Genomic DNA, 17,817 nt, shown 5'->3' with positions numbered 1-17,817 from the left:
TATGATAAAAAAGATAGTTATAGGGGCAGCAGCTTTAGTTATTGTTATTTTGCTTTTTAAATTTTGTGAATTTAAAAAAAGTGATGATAGTGCATTAGATTACAATACGAATTTGATTCAACAACAAATAGTAAATGTTGGTAAATTAGTCGTTACCGAAGGACATTTTGCAGAGGTGATTACTTATAAAAACCAACAAAAATATTTGATGAATATGCTTTCATTCGAAAAGAAAGCACTTTTGGTCGTTAATGCCGATGTGACGGTGGCTTATGATTTGCATCAAATGAAATACGATATTGATGAAAAAAACAAAACCATCACGATTATAAGTATTCCAAAAGAAGAAATAAAAATCAGTCCCGACATAAAATTCTATGATGTAGAGCAAAGTAAATTAAATCCGTTTACAGGCGACGATTATAATAAAATCAACAAGCAGGTAAGAGCTAATTTGGCTAAGAAAATTGCTAATTCTTCTTTGAAAAAAAATGCCCAAAACCGATTAATAAGCGAATTGTCGAAGCTTTTTATTCTAACCAATAATTTAGGCTGGACTTTAAAATACGAAGGTAAAGCTATTGAAAATGAAAACGATTTGACTCAAAAAATCAAATTGTAAGTGTTTAACTTTCAAAAAAATTCCGTCCTCCATTTCTGAAATACTCAATTTTATAAAAGAACATTTCGGCCATATTTTGGGCGCGGAGTTTTGCTTCTTCGGCTAGAGCGCCTTTGAATAAATTATTAATAGTTTCGGTAAAAATTTCCATCCAGCGATTGAAATGTTCTTTGGCTACAGGCAAATGTTTGTGTGGAGGAAACGGACTGCCTGAATACGTATGTTCTTCTAATAAAATAGTTTGCCAAAAACGGTACATTCTTTCCAAATGTGACGGCCATTGATTGCCAATTTTTTCATTAAAAACAGGGCCAATCAATTCGTCTTCCCGTACTTTAGTATAAAAAGTATCTACCAGTAATTTTATGTCGTCAAGATTTTTTATGTCGGCTAATTGTGTCATGTTTTTTTGTAAAATAAACGGTGATAAAGGTATAGGATTAGAATAAATTTACCCTATCAATTGGTTGAATAAATCTTGTTTTTCGTTCAGGTATTTGTACTCAAATCCTTTGTTTTCCATTTTTTCTTTTATCGCAATGATGTCGTTTTTGTTTTTGAGTTCCAGACCTACAACGGCCGGCCCCACTTCGCGGCTGTTTTTTTTGGTAAACTGAAAATAGGTAATATCGTCATCAGGGCCTAAAATATCATTTACAAATTCTTTTAAAGCACCGGGACGTTGTGGAAATTGTATCATAAAGTAATGCATCAGTCCTTCATAGAGTAAAGAGCGTTCTTTTATTTCGGCGGTGCGCTCAATATCATTATTACTTCCGCTAACGATGCAAACAACAGTTTTTCCTTTTATTTTTTCTTTATATAAATCTAATGCCGAAATGGTTAATGCACCTGCAGGTTCCACCACCATGGCTTCTTCATTGTACAGACGCAAAATGGTCGTGCACACTTTCCCTTCAGGAACAAGAATAATATCGCTGAGGTTCTTTTTGCAAATGTCAAAAGTTATTTTGCCTACTTGTTTTACGGCAGCTCCGTCTACAAATTTGTCTATGTTTTCTAAAATGGTAACTTTTCCATTGTCAATAGATGTTTTCATAGAAGGTGCACCTTCCGGTTCCACTCCGATGATTTTGGTATTAGGACTTAAATGTTTGAAAACTTCCGAAAGTCCTGAAGCCAGTCCACCGCCACCGATGGGAACAAATACATAATCGATAGGTTTTTTATAGCTTTCCAGAATTTCGAGACCTACGGTTCCCTGACCGGCAATAACTTTTAAATCATCAAAAGGATGGATAAAAGCCATTTTGTTTTTGGTTGCATCATCCATTGCAGCTGCATAGGCATCGTCAAAAGTATCTCCTGTAAGTACAATTTCGACAAAGGAACCGCCAAAGAGATTGACTTGTTTTATCTTTTGTTTCGGAGTGGTTTTTGGCATGTATATTTTGCCTTTTATTTGAAGTAATTTACAGGAATAAGCCACGCCCTGGGCATGATTTCCGGCGCTGGCACATATTACACCCTGTTCTTGTTCTTCTACACTAAGCGTACTGATTTTATTATATGCACCTCTGATTTTATAGGAGCGTACAGTTTGTAAATCTTCTCTTTTTAACAGAATTCGGGCAGCAAATTCATTAGATAAATTTAAATTTTTAGACAAAGGCGTAGCCATAACCACATCTTGTAATTGTTTTTGGGCTTCTTGTATTTGGCTTAGTAGATTCATATTTTACAGCTATAAAAAAACCTCCCGTTGTGGGAGGTTTGATAAATGGTATCTTGATTACTTATTTACATAACTCTCCGTCATTATTATTGAATAATAATGTTAATTGCGATACGTATGTTAATAGTGTTGTTCATCTTTTATGATTGTATTACAAATATACAGATTCTTTAGTTATGGATAAAAGATTTATTTTTTTGTTTCAGTAGGAGGGAATTGTGCTAAAATTTTAGCCACAAACTCATTGATTTGTTTTTCTTTCTCTCTTCTGTTTTCAGTTAGAATTCCCATTCCTTCTCCTTCCCAAATTAACTCTTTTTTCTTAGCGTCGATTAAATCGATATAAAGTGTTCCTTGTGTTGATGAGGTAACATAGGTATTGCCGCCCCAGAAATAAGGATTCCATCCCCATCCCCAACCGTATCCCCAACCCACATTGAATTGGTTTACGTCAATTTGTTCTCTTTCTTTGGTGAAGATATTTACAAGTAAATCAGGATTTTCACTTTTACTCATTCCTTTTTTAGTCAATTCATCATCTATGGCATGTAATATTCTTCTTTTGTCTAATTCAGATACCTGAACCTTGTCAATGCCTTTTTTATGAAAAGCATAGGTTTTGTATTGACTAAAATCAACACGACTATCATAATCAGAGTTAACTCTTATCGAACTACAGGCACTTAATAGAAAAAGAACTAATAGCGGTACTATTTTGATTGTTTTCATGGTTCAATTGTTTGATTGTTAAATATATAAATAAAAATGGGTTCTGTTTTTATATACGATAAACGAAAGAAAAAGATTTAAATCGAATTGTTTATATTTTTTTATTTGTTCCTGTTTTTTTATCATATCCGTAAGGACAATGACGGCAACCACTCTTACAACAATAGCCCCTTTTTAAATGATACTTTTCGGTAAAACATTTGTATCCTTCAGGAGTATAATAGAAATCTTCGCCTTCAATTAATTTATTTTCATTACTTTGTTCAATCATATATAGATTTTATTTTTTGCCTTTGTAATCTTTAAAACAATAGCTAATTCATACAAATTTATAAATTAAAGAGCCAATGTTTTTTGTTGTTAACAAGTATTTAATACCAAAGGGTTTCCGCGGAATGGCGGCTTATCCCTTTGTGTTTCTAAAATATCGTATTGATAAAGAAAATGCTGTTTTTATCAATCACGAACGCATTCATTTACGACAACAATTAGAACTATTGATACTTCCTTTTTTTATTTGGTATTATCTGGAATATCTGGTTCTCTTATTAAAATACAGCAACAAAAATCATGCCTATAGAAACATTTCGTTTGAAAGAGAGGCTTATACGAATGAATCTAATTTGGATTATCTTAAAAAGAGACGTTTTTTTAGTTTTTGTAAGTATTTATCTCAGTCAAAATAAATAGAAAAATAGCTTTATTTTTTTTAACCGCAGAGCGCGCAAAGTTTTTCGCAAAGATTTTAAAGTTCAAAGATTTTAAAAAATCAGTTTCGTCTAGTTCCATTATTTTTATTACTATAAGTTTTACCTTTGTCAAAAAAATAATTGCTTTGAATCAAAAATTGCTAATATCATTTCCGAATTCTATTTCTGTTACCATCAAAAGGGAAGATTTAATTCATACGGTGGTTTCGGGAAATAAGTTTCGAAAGCTAAAGTACAATTTGTTTCAGGCGAAAGCTGAAAATAAAAAGACGCTGCTTACTTTTGGAGGCGCTTTTTCAAATCATATTGCGGCAGTTGCTTTTGCAGCAAAAGAAAATGGTTTTCAGTCTATCGGGATTATTCGTGGCGATGAATTGAAAGATAAAATTGCAGCAAATCCCACCTTGCAATTTGCCCAGGAATGCGGAATGCAATTTGAATTTGTTTCCCGTGAAGCCTATCGTTTGAAAAATGAAGCAGCTTTTTTAGATGAATTAAAATTGAAGTTTGGTGATTTTTTTCTGATTCCTGAAGGCGGAACAAATGCCCTGGCCATAAAAGGCTGTGAAGAGATTTTAACAGAGGAAGACCGCGGCTTTGATTATATTTGTTGTGCGGTAGGAACGGGTGGAACCATTTCGGGAATTATTAACAGCGCATTACCGCATCAAAAAGTTTTAGGATTTCCAGCTTTAAAAGGCGATTTTTTACAAGATGAAATCCGTATTTTTGTGCAAAATGAAAATTGGGAGTTAATAACTGATTATCATTTTGGAGGATATGGCAAGGTAAAGGAAGATTTGATAGGTTTTATAAATCAGTTTTATGCTGATAATCAAATTCCGTTAGATCCTATTTATACCGGGAAAATGGTTTTTGGCGTTATGGATTTGATACAAAAGAATTATTTTCCGGCTCATTCTAATATTTTACTCATTCATACTGGAGGACTTCAGGGAATTCGGGGGATGAATGTTAAATTGAAAAATAAACAATTACCAACAATAGCTATCAATGTTTAAGAAAAGTCTACTTTTATTTATTGCCTTAACTCTTATTAGTTGTCATGCTACAAAATCTCCAATTGTAACAACTAAAAAAGGGGGTGCGAAAAATACCTATTCCCAGAAAAACAAGAAAACCAAAAGTCGAAATGAAGTGATACAATCGACTTCGAGAACGTCGGTTACAAATGATATAGTTAACAATTATGTGTCGCAATACAAAGACATTGCAATGAGTAATATGAAGACGTATGGAATTCCTGCCAGTATTATTTTGGCTCAGGGAATTTTAGAATCGGGAGCAGGAAGGGGAGATTTAGCTGTTAGTGCCAATAATCATTTTGGTATAAAATGCCATTCTGATTGGACTGGAGATACTGTAAACCATGATGACGATAGCAGTCAGGAATGTTTTAGGAAATATAATAAAGTATCCGAATCATATAGAGATCACGCTTTGTTTTTAACGGGAAAGGGCAGATATGCCAGCCTGTTTGAATTGGATAAAGACGATTATAGGGCGTGGGCAAAAGGCTTGAGAAATGCAGGTTATGCTACCGATTCCCAATATCCGGATAAATTGATTTCCTATATCGAACGTTATAATTTGGGGCAATATGATGCCCAGGTTTTAGGGAGGAATTATGTGCCTGTTGAGAATCAAAACAGAAGAATTGTTGCCAGAGATTCCAGAAACGATACTTTTTATGAAGTTCAAAAAGGAGATACTTTGTATTCTATTTCGAAGAAATACAATGTATTAGTAGACGATTTAAAACAAAAGAATAAATTATCAGATAGCAGCACCCTTTTTGTGGGGCAAAAACTGAAAATAAATTAGTCTTATCAATATTAAGTTTCAAAAATATTTTAATGAGTTTATAAGAAATCAAGGTGCAAACTGAATTCTAAACTCGAAATTCTAAAATTAAAAATGTTATACCAAAGAAGTAGTCAGCTATTTGCTGAAGCAGAAAAAGTAATTCCGGGAGGAGTAAATTCGCCAGTTAGAGCATTCAAATCAGTAGGAGGAACGCCTATTTTTGTAAAACAAGCCAAAGGTGCTTATTTGTATGATGAAGATGGAAACCGATTGATTGATTATATTAATTCCTGGGGACCAATGATTCTGGGACATGCTTATGAGCCAGTAGTTCAAGCGGTAACTGAGAAAGCCAAGCTTGGAACTTCTTTTGGAATGCCAACGGAATTAGAAACTAAAATAGCTGCTTTAGCTGTTTCGATGGTTCCTAATATCGATAAAATCCGTTTTGTAAATTCAGGTACAGAAGCTTGTATGAGTGCAGTAAGATTAGCTCGTGGATTTACTAAAAGAGATAAAATTATAAAATTTGCAGGTTGTTATCACGGGCATTCTGATTCTTTCCTGATTCAGGCTGGAAGTGGTGCAATGACTTTTGGAACCCCAAACAGTCCGGGTGTTACAGCGGGAACTGCTAAGGATACTTTGTTAGCTAAATACAATGATTTAGAAAATGTACAAAGTTTAATTGAAGCCAATCCTAACGAAATTGCAGCTATTATAGTAGAACCGGTTGCTGGGAATATGGGGTGTGTGCCACCAACTAAAGGTTTCTTGGAAGGCTTACGCCAATTGTGTTCTGAAAACGGAATCTTACTGATTTTTGATGAGGTAATGACTGGTTTCCGATTAGCCAAAGGTGGTGCTCAGGAATTATTGAACATCAATGCTGATATTGTTTGTTTCGGAAAAGTAATTGGTGGTGGATTGCCGGTAGGGGCATTTGCTGCCCGTGAAGAAATCATGAATTATCTGGCTCCACTTGGTCCTGTTTATCAGGCGGGAACTTTATCAGGAAATCCACTGGCGATGGCTGCTGGATTGTCAATGCTGGAGTCATTAAATAATGATGCGGCTATTTTTCAAAGATTAGAAGAAAAAACCGCTTATTTAGAAGCAGGAATCCATAGGGTATTAAAAGCCAATAACGTTGTTTATACTATCAATAGAGTAGGTTCTATGATTTCGGTACATTTTGATGCCAATCCCGTTGTTGATTTTCAAACTGCTGCTAAGGGAGATAATGAAACTTTCAAGAAATTCTTCCATGGATTATTGCAGGAAGGAATTTACATTGCACCTTCAGCTTATGAAACCTGGTTCATCACCGATGCTTTGAGTTACGAAGATTTGGACTTTACAATCAATGCAATTGATAAAGTTTCCAAAACATTATAATTTTTAAAGAGCAAAAAAAAGCTTCGAGAACTACTCGAAGCTTTTTTTTAGTTTTCCATATTACCGCCACCACCTTGTGGTCTGTCATCTCCCATTCCTCCACCTTGTCTTTCACTCATTCTTTGTTGCATTCTTTGTTGCATTTTTTCTTGATTGCTTTTCCATTTTGCCAATTGCTCAGGAGTTAAGATAGCGGCCATTTTTCCTTCCATGGCTTTTCTTTGTTCAGCCATCATTTCTCTACCTTGACCTTTTTTGTCTTTCATTTCAGCCATTTTAGCTTCTCTGTTTTTAGCTTCGTCAGCGTAAAGTTGTTTTACTTGTTCTTGTTGTTTCGCATCCAGGTTTAGATCTTTAGTCATCCTTGCAACACGTTGTTCTGTACGCTGCTCAGGAGTCATATTTCCCATGTTAGCTCTTTGTGGTCGGTCAGCGTTGTCTTGAGCAAAACTAGATACTCCAACAACTAATAATGCGGCAATAATTAATTTTTTCATTTTTTCTTGATTTATGTTAAAAGTTATGGTTATAAGACAATAAACAGAATAAAAGGTTTAATTATTAACAGAAAAAATATCATTTATTTTTTTAATCCAAATAATTTGAATTTACTAATTTATAAATAAAATAATCAAGTTAGGATTTTTTTTTAGCAAATGAAGGAGCTTTAAATTTTACAAAACCACCACGATTTTCTTGTCTTTCGATTGATTGTGATACAATTAAAGTTCCAATAGTGATCATATTTAATAACTCATAATAAGAAGAACTAATTTGGTGTGTGTTACCAATTTTTTCTATTTCTTCTTTCCATTTCAAAAGCTGTTCTTTGGCATTGAGTAAATCCGTATCATATCTGACGATTCCCGCATTCTGTCTCATTAAATGCTGCAGTTTTGCTTTTAATACATCAAGATAGTTGGAATCAATTTCTGTTTTTTTTGCGGTGTCGCTTTCCAGAATTTCCTTCTTTACTATTTTTATTTTTAAGTTAGGATTGGCTAAATATTCATAAATTCTACTCGAATAGACTAGAGCTTCTAATAATGAATTGGACGCTAATCGGTTAGCTCCATGCAAACCGGTTTGTGTGCATTCGCCACAGGCAAATAAATTAGTAACAGAGGTTTTTCCATTGGTGTCAACCACAATTCCCCCACAAAGATAATGTTGGGCAGGTACTACCGGAATCCAGTCTTTTGAAATATCAATTCCTGATTTTAGACAATGATTGTAAATCATTGGGAAGTGCTTTTTAAAGGCTTCCAAATCAAGGTGAGTACAGTCTAAATACACGCAGTCATCACCTGATTTCTTTAGTTCCAAATCAATACTTTGGGATACAATATCTCTTGAAGCTAATTCTTCCCGAGAATCATAATCAATCATGAAACGATGTCCTTTTTTAGTGCGTAAATAAGCACCAAAACCACGAACCGCTTCTGAAATCAAAAATTTCGAACCTGTAGATGCTTCATAAAAAGCAGTAGGATGGAATTGTATGAATTCCATTTCTTTAATATCGGCATGAGCACGATAGGCCATGGCAATTCCGTCCCCGGTTGCTATTACAGGATTTGTAGTATGTCCGTAAAGATGTCCAATTCCGCCAGTTGCCAGTAGTGTAATATCAGACAGATAAGTACTTATTTGTTTTGTCTTTTCATCCAAAACAATAGCTCCTAAACAGCAGTTTTCAGCTGTGATTAAATCGGTAGCAAAATGATGATCCAGAACAGTAATGTTTTCTTTTTGATAAACTTGCATCAAAATAGCGCGTTCTATTTCATGACCCGTTTGGTCTTTATGATGCACCACACGATTTTCAGAATGCCCTCCTTCTTTACCTAAATTTAAATTACCATCAGAATTTTTATCAAATTTCGCTCCCCATTCGATCAATTCTTTTAATCGCTTTGGACCTTCGGTAACTACCATTTTTACTACTGCTTCATCACACAATCCATCTCCACAAATAAGAGTATCTTCGATGTGTTTTTGGTACGAGTCTTCGTTTTTATCAGTAACAATGGCTATACCGCCCTGGGCGTATTTAGTATTTGATTCGTCAGCATTGGCTTTGGTTACGATGGTTACTTTTTTGTTCGGAAATTGCTCTGCTATTCGAAGAGCAAATGTCAAACCGGCAACACCAGAACCTATAATCAAGTAATTGGTATTTGTCATTTATTTTGATAATTCAAGCATTCTCTCAATTGGAATTAATGCTTTTTGGATAATATCTTCTGCTACGTGAACCTCAGGACTTTCATTTACTAAGCAGTCGTATACTTTTTGTAGGGTATTCATTTTCATGTAACCACATTCGCTGCAAGCACAAGTATTGTCTTCTTTTGCCGGAGCTGGAATTAATATTTTATTAGGTACTTCTTGTTGCATTTTGTGCAAAATACCAAATTCAGTAGCCACAATAAATTTATTGTTAGGATTATTTTTTACATAATCAATCATCCCTGAAGTCGAACCAATATAGCTGGCTGTGGCTAAAATATGGGTTTCAGATTCCGGGTGTGCAATAATTTTTGCGTCAGGATGCTGTTTGTGTAATTCAATTAATTTATCCAATGAAAAGGCTTCGTGAACTACGCAAGAACCATCCCAAAGTAACATATCACGACCTGTTTTGCTCATCACATATTTTCCTAAATTTTTATCAGGAGCAAAGATAATTGGCTTGTCTTTTGGAATTGATTCTACAATTTTTACCGCATTAGCCGAAGTAACTACAATGTCAGTTAAGGCTTTAACCTCAGCAGAGCAATTCACATAAGTAATAACGGTATGGTCAGGATGCTGGTCAATGAATTTTTTAAATAAATCCGGAGGACAAGATTCTGCCAATGAACATCCTGCATTCAAATCAGGAAGGATTACTTTTTTGTTTGGATTTAAAATTTTGGCTGTTTCTGCCATAAAATGGACTCCTGCAAAAAGAATAATATTGGCATCCACTTTCATTGCTTCTTGTGATAATCCCAAGCTGTCCCCTACATAATCAGCGATATCCTGAATGTCATTTTCCTGATAATAGTGCGCTAAAAGAACAGCATTTTTTTCTTTTTTTAATTTTAATATTTGTTCTTTTAGATCTTTTATTTTGTTTGTATCCATTTTAATATTGATAACAAGTGTTTAATTGTAATATGTTGTTGTTTGTTGTTTTGTTTTTGTAAAGCTAATTTAGTTTAAAAAGTTAATACCTTAAAAAAGTATCCCCTGATTTAATTCCCATTGCCAATTCCTCCAAATTAGTGTTTTCTAACATAAAAGCCAATTCATTTCGGATTGATTTGAATTTTTCGTGTACCGGACAAGGGTGTGTTTCAGAGCAATGGCTTAATCCCAAACCACATCCTGTAAAAACAGAATCACCTTCTAATGCGGTTACAATTTGAGACAATTTTAATTGACTCATTTTTTCTTTTGGAATTTCAAATCCACCACCCACACCTTTGATAGAATTGATAATATTGTTTTTAGATAAAATCTGCAAAATTTTGGCAGTAAAAGCCTCTGGAGAATCTATCTTTTTGGCAATATCTTTTAGTCCGACTCTATTGTTTTGATAAGATTCGGATGCAATGAAAATAGTCGCTCGAATCCCATATTCGCAGGTTTTAGAGAACATAATTAGTTTTTTACAAATTTATAGAAAATAAGCGTTATTATTCGACTCAAATTTCAGTATTTATGTGATTTAATTATGCCTTTAAAAAGGCTGAAAATAATCATTAAAATGGCTATTGGTAGGAAAATACTAGTTATAAAAAGATTTTGGTAGTACATGGGAAGTTGTTCTTTGGCTAAAACGAAATAAATACCCTGAAAAAAGAGAGTCAATTCGGTGAGGATAAAACTCATTATAAACAATTTCATTCCATATTTAACCCAGTTGTTTTCTTTGTTTAAGAAAGAATTTTTTAATAGGAAAGCAAACAAAAAACCGGTGATAATTCCCAACATCGTCAAATGGATATAGCCAATGACAAGGTTTCTAATCTGATGTGAGATTTGGGCAAATTCGGGAATTAAAACCACTAATTGAATGATAACTTTTAAGAATAATGATGTCAACGCAAAGCCATAAACCAGTTTTTCAATAGGTCTTAATGTGGAGAAAAAAGTTTGAAAATGAGGCCGGATTATTTGAATACAGATTATAAAAGAAAGCAATTGCAATAGAACTCCGATGCTGTTAATCCAATGAAAAACAGGATTAGGAAGATACCAACTAACAGGCAAAGCCAGGGTTAAAATTGTGGCTGCGACCAATAAATTATAGAACAATCGGAATTGTTTTTCATCAATATTGACTTTTAATTGATGAAAAAATAAGGCTAAAACTGTAAAAAGAAACCAACCGTTGAATTGGAAATGCAGGAAAAATTGAATGGCAATTTGGTAAAAAGCACTCGCTTTACCCAGTAAGCCAACTGCAGGTCCCAAACACCAAACACCAAAAGTCGATAAAATCATGAAAAATAATGCGGTTCGCAATAATAGCTTTTCCGGAAGCGAATCGGTATGGGCGTCTTTCCATACTAATCGGCAGAAATAGTAACTGCAAAAAATATGTAGGGTTGAAAAGACAATCGAAAACAAAGCATATCCTTCAACAGGAAAACGGAACATCATACCGATAACGGCTATTTCGGTTACCCAAAATAATCGGTTGTAAACAGGTTTTTGTTGTTTTTCTTTTGGAATAAAAAAATGAACCATCAGGCTGTAAAGCATCAGGTAAACCCAGCCTAGCATGGCCACATGGGAATGGCCATGCAATAAAAACTGATAATTTACAATTTCAATAGGGAAAACATACAGCAATCGGAGCAGTAATCCCATCAGTGCTGCGATGAAAAAATTGATGAAGCAGGCGATAAGCCAGGATTTTTGCATAATTATCCTCTAAAATGGACGTTGATTTTTGTTGTCGAAAGCATTTGCTGTTCTATCATTCTGTTCGAATATTCCATTTTTCCCAAGGTCTGAACTCCATTTACAAAATGTTGGATGTAATAATTACCAGAATATTTTTTGTTTTCTAAATACGCAATCATTAGCTGAATGTCTTTTTCTCTGATTAATTCAGAATGAACAGTGGTACGAACTTCGAACGGAAGCTGGCTTTCCAGCAATAAATGTAAGGATTTTTCAAAAGGAGAAAAAAGTGTGGATTGGGTTATTTTCTCAAAATACCCGGGCAGAGCCTTAAAATCCAAAGCTACATAATCAATTAATTGGTTTTCAATCAGCGTTTTTAATACTTTGGGTTGGGAACCGTTAGTATCAATTTTGATTAAAAATCCCATTTTTTTGACTTCAACAATTAATTCTATGATGTTTTTATGTAACAAACATTCTCCACCGCTGAAAACCACTCCGTCTAATACTTTTTTTCGGGAGTGAAGAAAGCTAAGTGTTTTTTCGAAAGAAATGCTTCCTTTTCCCAATACAATTTCAGGATTGTAACAGTAGAGACAACGCATATTACAGCCTGCAAACCAAAGGATACAGGCTGATTGATGCGCATAATCTAATAACGTAAAAGGGGTTATGCTATAAATAGGGGTACTAACATTTTTCTTCATTGAAATGGGTGCGTTGTTTGTGCTCGCCTTTTTTACCAATGTTGAAACTCTCTACAGGTCGGTGGTAGCCCATGACGCGGGTGTACACTAAGCATTTGGTTCTCAAATGTTGTTTTTCTTCTAAAATGGGATTAGTGGCTGTTTTCATATTTTGTGGAGTTATGTGTTAAAAGTTATGACTAAAAGAGTTGGTTACTAATTTTCGATAGCTGACGCTTAACTCTTAATTTTTTTCTATTAATAAAAGATCATCACATTTTGGACAATATTCGTGTTCGCCATTCAAATAGCCATGTACCGGACACACACTAAACACGGGCGTTACGGTGATGTAAGGCAATTTGAAATTGCTAATCACTTTCTTGACAAATTTTTTACAGGCTTCCGGAGAGCTGATTCTTTCGCTCATGTACAAGTGCAATACCGTTCCTCCGGTGTATTTGCATTGCAATTCGTCCTGAAGAAACAAGGCTTCAAAAGGATCTTCGGTGTGATTCACCGGAATTTGGGAACTGTTGGTATAATAGATGTTATTTTCCTGTCCTGCCTGATAAATATCGGCAAAGCGTTTCCGGTCTTCCTTGGCAAAACGATAGGTAGTCCCCTCGGCAGGAGTTGCTTCCAGATTGTATAAATTTCCTGTTTGTTCCTGAAATTCTCTCATTCGGTTGCGAATGTGGTCTAATATTTCAGAAGCAAATGCAATTCCGGATGCGGTCGTGATATCGTTTTGGTTTTCGGTAAAATTGATAATCATCTCGTTCATTCCGTTTACTCCAATGGTAGAAAAGTGATTTCTGAAATGGGGCAAATAACGTTTGGTGTACGGGTACAAACCACGGTTATACATTTCCTGAATAAAGATTCTTTTTTTCTCCAGAGTCGATTTGGAAATAGATAATAATCGGTCTAATTGTTTGAACAATTCGGTTTTGTTTCCTTTGTATAAATACCCCAAACGCGCCATGTTGATGGTTACCACTCCAATACTTCCGGTCATTTCGGCACTTCCAAAAAGACCGTTGCCGCGTTTTAAGAGTTCGCGCAAATCCAGTTGCAAACGGCAGCACATAGAACGTACGGCATTGGGTTTATACGCATTTGGATTTTCTTCTTTATTGCCATTTTCATCTAAAACATATTGACTCCCAATGAAATTCTGGAAATAGGAAGATCCAATCTTGGCTGTATTTTCAAAAAGCAATTCGGTATTTTCTCCGTTCCAGTCAAATTCTTCGGTGATATTCACCGTTGGAATCGGGAACGTAAATGGCTGTCCATTCGCATCACCTTCGGTCATTACGGTGTAATAAGCCTTGTTGATGAGGTTCATTTCGGGTTGAAAATGTTCGTAACGCAAATCGGTCAGTTTGTTGACTCCTCTTTCTTTGGCTCTTATTAATAAATCATATTCAAAATTAGCTTCAAAAAAGTGTAGGTCATTTTTCGTCGGAATCTGTGTTTTCAAATCTTCGGGCACGACCCAGTCCAAAGTGATATTGGTAAAAGGCGATTGTCCCCAACGGGCCGGAACATTCAGGTTGTAAACAAAACTGCGAACCGCTTTCAGCACATCATCAAACGATAAATTATCTTTGAAAACATAAGGCGCCAGATAGGTGTCAAACGAACTGAAGGCCTGTGCTCCGGCCCATTCGCTCTGCAAAATTCCAAGAAAATTAGCCATTTGTCCCAAGGCTTCCCTGAAATGAGAAGGGGCTTTGCTTTCTACACGTCCGCGAACGCCATTGAAACCTTCGTTGAGCAATACGCGCAAACTCCAGCCGGCGCAATAGCCCGTCAAGCAGTCTAAGTCGTGAATATGGATGTCGCCATTGCGGTGCGCATAGCCTTCTTCTTTGGTATAAACTTTATCCAGCCAGTAATTGGCAATGATTTTTCCTGCCACATTGTTGACCAAACCGGCATTAGAGTAGGAGGTATTCGCATTGGCATTGATGCGCCAATCGGTTTGTTCTATGTATTCTTCGATAGTTTGGGTGCTGTCGACATAAGTGGTGTCCTCATTTAAACCATCAATATGTTCGCGTTGCAGTTTACGGGTATGTCGAAACAACATAAACGAACGCATGACTTCAAAATATTGTTTCTCGAAAAGCGTTTTCTCAATCAAATCCTGAATTTCCTCTACCGCCCAGGTTTCTTTGCCTTCCAAGCCTTGCAAAATGGTTTTGAAAATATTTTCATCAAATGCTACACTGACACTGTTGAAACTTTTTTTAATGGCATCCTTTATTTTGAAACTCTCAAAGGGTTTGTATTCGCCGTTTCTTTTGATAACATATTTTTCCATAGCATTTGATGATTTTAGTTTTGATGAGTTGATTTTATTATTGTTCTGAGAATTTTTTCTCCAATGCGACTGCTTTGGGAAACAAAATGTTGTTTTCCAGATGGATGTGTTTGTGTAAATCCTGCTCGAATTCCTGAAGCATGGCAAAGGTTACTTTGTATGTGTTACAAGCATCTGCCGGTGGTGTATAATTATTGGTCAATCCGTCAATTTTGCGGAAACGCTCTCCTTCGGCATCGTGCTCGTGCATCATCATGGCAATCGGGTTTTCTACCGTCCCAAAATGCGGTTGCTGAATCAGTTCATCGCTAAGACTGGCTTTGACCAATTTTTTGATGAAAGGAAACAAAATCAGTTCTTCTTTTTTCATGTGTTGCGCCAGTTCTCCCGCACAGCCTATGAAAAGTTCGTTGATTTCGAAAAGTTCGGGATGACTTGCTCCGTGTACCCTGCACAATTTGTCCAGGAAAGGAAGTAAGATTTGGGTTTTGTCTTCCACATAACGGTGATGGGTTTTCTCAATATAGTCCACCAATAAATCCAAAGGCCAGGATTGGAAGTCGATGGTATTGTCGTTTTTTGTGGCCAAAACAGCGTTAATTTCTTCTTGTATTTCATTCGCATCAATGAATTTTTTTTCACAGGCTTGTTCGATAGTTCGGTTGCCTTTGCAACAAAAATCAATTCCGTATTTTGAAAAAATAGCGGCTGTTCTAAAATCTTTTGCTACATATTCTCCAATTGTTTTTTTTTCTAATGTTTCCATAATTGTTGTTTTTTAAGTTTAAAAATTAAATAATCTCTTTTAGAAAAGGACAAAATTATCCTAAATTAATTTTCGTAAATTTTTGTTTTTTAAATAATTTGTAATCAGTGAAATGAGCTTCGATTAGTTGCTCTTATTTGTGAATGTAATTTTAGGGATAATAAAAAATATAGAATATGATTTAAATCATATTCTATATTTCATATCAATCTTTTCTTTGCAGTATTAAATAAAGGATGTTTTTATCTTTTATTTAAAAAATCTCATTTATTAACTAAAAAAACTAATTAAGTATGCTTTCAAAATCACAGGCAAGAGCATTTTTTTTGGGTGGGACATTGGTCACTTTTTTAATCTTTATAGGATTGACCGTTTATTCCTTTATGCCCAGAAACGATCAAACAAACTACACTAAGATTGACAAAAAGGTAGTACGGGGAAAAGAACTTTGGGAAACTAACAACTGTATGGGATGTCATTCGATCATGGGAGAAGGAGGTTATTATGCTCCCGAATTGACAAAAGTAATCGACCGAAGAGGGGAAGGTTATGTCAAAGCAGCTTTAATGTCGCCGGTACCCTGGGCACCAAATGGTCGAAAAATGGTAGCTTACCACATGAACGAAAAAGATGCCGATGCATTGGTTGCCTACTTTAAATGGGTTGGAAAAATAGATTTAAATGGTTTTGACCGTATCGTTTCACCTTTAGCCAAAGAAAATAATTAAAAATTATCCAGATATGAAATATAAATCACAAAAAGTTGCCTATTGGTTTTTTGCATTATGTATGCTTTTGTTCTCATTGCAAATTATCTATGGTTTTATCATGGGCTTCGACCGTATAGGAATACAAGGATTACATGACATTATTCCTTTTAATACGGCTCGTGCCGTACATACCAATTTGTTGGTGGTTTGGTTATTGACCGGTTTTATGGGATCCGCCTATTATATTATTCCCGAAGAGGCCCAACGAGAATTAATCAGCGTCAAATGGGCGTACATTCAGCTCATATCCTTAGCGGTGGTAGGAGTTGTAGCCATTGTTGGCTTTCACTTCAACCATTGGGAAGGTCGAAAATTTTTGGAGATTCCCAGAGAATTAGACTTTCTGGTAGTGATTAATGTATTGCTGTTTCTGGGATTAATTCTGGGAACGTTATTCAAAGGAAAACGCCAGACAACCACAGCCTTGGTTTTATCCATGGGATTGTTGTTTGCCGCCTTGTTGTACCTGCCGGGAATGATTTGGTTCGACAGCCAGGTAATGGATTCATTTTTCCGTTGGTGGGTAGTACACCTTTGGGTTGAAGGAGTTTGGGAATTAATCATGGGAGGTATTCTTTCGTTCCTGTTAATCAAATTAACGGGTGTTGACAGAGAAGTAATCGAGAAATGGTTGTACGTGATTGTTGGTCTGACTTTCCTATCCGGAGTGTTGGGAACAGGACATCACTACTATTTTATCGGGGTGAATAAAATTTGGCTCATAGTAGGTGGAATTTTCTCTGCCTTAGAACCTTTGGCTTTCTTGGCGATGGCATTGTTTGCCGTAAACATGTACCGTAAAGGCGAAAAAAGCCATCCTAACAAAATTGCCTTATTCTGGACTATCGGTTCGTCTATCGTTTCTTTTGTTGGAGCCGGATTATTGGGGTTTGCACACACTTTGCCACAAACCAATTTGTACACACACGGAACTTTGGTTACCGCCATGCACGGCCATTACGCCTTTTGGGGTGCCTATGCGATGATTGTTTTGGCGATGATCAGCTATGCACTGCCAAATGTTACCGGACGTAAACGTTTCGAAAGTACACAGGGGATGATGGCTTTCTGGTTGTCCAATATCGGAATGCTTGGAATGACTGTAGCCTTTGGGGTTGCAGGTGTGGCCCAGGTTTATTTGGAACGCAAAATGAAAATGGAATTTATGGCCGTTCAAAACGAAATCAGTATCCATTTTGTAGTACTGCTTATTTGCGCTACGATGTTTACTCTCGGAATAAGCCTCTTTATTTATGATTTCTTCAAATACGGCTGTCCTTCGGATGAAGCCATAGAACTAAAATAACTAACCAAATCCCTTTTTTTTGACCGGAACGATAACGAGCGTTTTTTAGAACTGCATTTCCAGAAAG

General features: G+C 35.7%; 20 protein-coding genes. 7 read left to right on the top strand and 13 right to left on the bottom strand.

Annotated elements, in window-relative coordinates:
- The first annotated feature begins 1 nt into the window (after position 1).
- Positions 2-622, top strand: a complete 621-nt coding sequence (locus EOD40_RS07930; protein WP_128194346.1) for a DUF4230 domain-containing protein — start codon at positions 2-4, stop codon at positions 620-622.
- A 4-nt stretch (positions 623-626) separates the two neighbouring features.
- Here the strand turns inward: EOD40_RS07930 and EOD40_RS07925 are convergent, their stop codons facing one another.
- The 4 genes from EOD40_RS07925 to EOD40_RS07910 form a co-directional block, all read right to left on the bottom strand.
- Positions 627-1,025 (bottom strand): group III truncated hemoglobin, encoded by a 399-nt coding sequence (locus tag EOD40_RS07925; protein WP_128194345.1) that lies wholly within the window; start codon positions 1,023-1,025, stop codon positions 627-629.
- Between the two features lie 48 nt (positions 1,026-1,073).
- Positions 1,074-2,318, bottom strand: a complete 1,245-nt coding sequence (gene ilvA, locus EOD40_RS07920; protein ID WP_128194344.1) for a threonine ammonia-lyase IlvA — start codon at positions 2,316-2,318, stop codon at positions 1,074-1,076.
- Positions 2,319-2,507: 189 nt separating this feature from the next.
- Positions 2,508-3,047 (bottom strand): DUF4136 domain-containing protein, encoded by a 540-nt coding sequence (locus EOD40_RS07915; protein WP_128194343.1) that lies wholly within the window; start codon positions 3,045-3,047, stop codon positions 2,508-2,510.
- Positions 3,048-3,138: 91 nt separating this feature from the next.
- Complete coding sequence (locus EOD40_RS07910; RefSeq protein WP_128194342.1) at positions 3,139-3,318, bottom strand: DUF5522 domain-containing protein; 180 nt, start codon at positions 3,316-3,318, stop codon at positions 3,139-3,141.
- Between the two features lie 76 nt (positions 3,319-3,394).
- On the opposite strand from EOD40_RS07910, the gene EOD40_RS07905 reads away from it, so the two are divergent.
- From EOD40_RS07905 to hemL, 4 genes are all read left to right on the top strand, one after another.
- A complete protein-coding gene (locus EOD40_RS07905; protein WP_128194341.1) occupies positions 3,395-3,733 on the top strand; it encodes a hypothetical protein in 339 nt (112 codons plus the stop codon).
- A gap of 149 nt (positions 3,734-3,882) precedes the next feature.
- Positions 3,883-4,779, top strand: coding sequence for a 1-aminocyclopropane-1-carboxylate deaminase/D-cysteine desulfhydrase (locus tag EOD40_RS07900; protein WP_128194340.1), 897 nt, complete (start codon positions 3,883-3,885; stop codon positions 4,777-4,779).
- The gene (locus EOD40_RS07895) at positions 4,772-5,602 is read left to right on the top strand and encodes a glucosaminidase domain-containing protein (RefSeq protein ID WP_128194339.1); all 831 of its coding nucleotides are present in this window, start codon (positions 4,772-4,774) and stop codon (positions 5,600-5,602) included. The genes EOD40_RS07900 and EOD40_RS07895 overlap by 8 nt, the downstream gene beginning before the upstream one ends.
- Positions 5,603-5,695: 93 nt before the next feature.
- On the top strand, positions 5,696-6,982 hold the full coding sequence (hemL, locus tag EOD40_RS07890) for a glutamate-1-semialdehyde 2,1-aminomutase (RefSeq protein WP_128194338.1): 1,287 nt from the start codon (positions 5,696-5,698) through the stop codon (positions 6,980-6,982).
- 47 nt (positions 6,983-7,029) lie between these two features.
- Here hemL and EOD40_RS07885 read toward each other — a convergent pair whose 3' ends face one another.
- The 9 genes from EOD40_RS07885 to ric form a co-directional block, all read right to left on the bottom strand.
- Complete coding sequence (locus EOD40_RS07885; protein ID WP_128194337.1) at positions 7,030-7,479, bottom strand: hypothetical protein; 450 nt, start codon at positions 7,477-7,479, stop codon at positions 7,030-7,032.
- Positions 7,480-7,618: 139 nt separating this feature from the next.
- Positions 7,619-9,169 (bottom strand): L-aspartate oxidase, encoded by a 1,551-nt coding sequence (gene nadB / locus EOD40_RS07880; protein ID WP_128194336.1) that lies wholly within the window; start codon positions 9,167-9,169, stop codon positions 7,619-7,621.
- Positions 9,170-10,114, bottom strand: a complete 945-nt coding sequence (gene nadA, locus EOD40_RS07875) for a quinolinate synthase NadA (protein WP_128194335.1) — start codon at positions 10,112-10,114, stop codon at positions 9,170-9,172.
- A gap of 82 nt (positions 10,115-10,196) precedes the next feature.
- Positions 10,197-10,631, bottom strand: coding sequence for an RrF2 family transcriptional regulator (locus tag EOD40_RS07870; protein WP_128194334.1), 435 nt, complete (start codon positions 10,629-10,631; stop codon positions 10,197-10,199).
- Between the two features lie 53 nt (positions 10,632-10,684).
- On the bottom strand, positions 10,685-11,902 hold the full coding sequence (locus EOD40_RS07865) for a hypothetical protein (protein ID WP_128194333.1): 1,218 nt from the start codon (positions 11,900-11,902) through the stop codon (positions 10,685-10,687).
- 2 nt (positions 11,903-11,904) lie between these two features.
- Positions 11,905-12,594: an anaerobic ribonucleoside-triphosphate reductase activating protein gene (locus EOD40_RS07860; protein WP_128194332.1), complete on the bottom strand. Its 690-nt coding sequence runs from the start codon at positions 12,592-12,594 to the stop codon at positions 11,905-11,907.
- Positions 12,578-12,742, bottom strand: coding sequence for an anaerobic ribonucleoside-triphosphate reductase (gene nrdD / locus EOD40_RS07855; protein ID WP_128194331.1), 165 nt, complete (start codon positions 12,740-12,742; stop codon positions 12,578-12,580). The genes EOD40_RS07860 and nrdD overlap by 17 nt, the downstream gene beginning before the upstream one ends.
- Positions 12,743-12,817: 75 nt before the next feature.
- Positions 12,818-14,908: a ribonucleoside triphosphate reductase gene (locus tag EOD40_RS07850; protein WP_128194330.1), complete on the bottom strand. Its 2,091-nt coding sequence runs from the start codon at positions 14,906-14,908 to the stop codon at positions 12,818-12,820.
- Positions 14,909-14,945: 37 nt separating this feature from the next.
- Complete coding sequence (gene ric, locus EOD40_RS07845; protein WP_128194329.1) at positions 14,946-15,674, bottom strand: iron-sulfur cluster repair di-iron protein; 729 nt, start codon at positions 15,672-15,674, stop codon at positions 14,946-14,948.
- A gap of 293 nt (positions 15,675-15,967) precedes the next feature.
- Here ric and EOD40_RS07840 point away from each other — a divergent pair, with 293 nt between their 5' ends.
- Both EOD40_RS07840 and EOD40_RS07835 read left to right on the top strand, forming a co-directional pair.
- A complete protein-coding gene (locus EOD40_RS07840) occupies positions 15,968-16,402 on the top strand; it encodes a c-type cytochrome (protein WP_128194328.1) in 435 nt (144 codons plus the stop codon).
- A gap of 13 nt (positions 16,403-16,415) precedes the next feature.
- A complete protein-coding gene (locus EOD40_RS07835; protein ID WP_128194327.1) occupies positions 16,416-17,750 on the top strand; it encodes a cbb3-type cytochrome c oxidase subunit I in 1,335 nt (444 codons plus the stop codon).
- The last annotated feature ends 67 nt before the right edge of the window (positions 17,751-17,817 follow it).

Source organism: Flavobacterium sufflavum (assembly GCF_004016525.1).
GTDB lineage: Bacteria > Bacteroidota > Bacteroidia > Flavobacteriales > Flavobacteriaceae > Flavobacterium > Flavobacterium sufflavum.
Note: the sequence above shows the minus strand (reverse complement) of the source record. Positions and strands in the feature narration are given on the sequence as shown.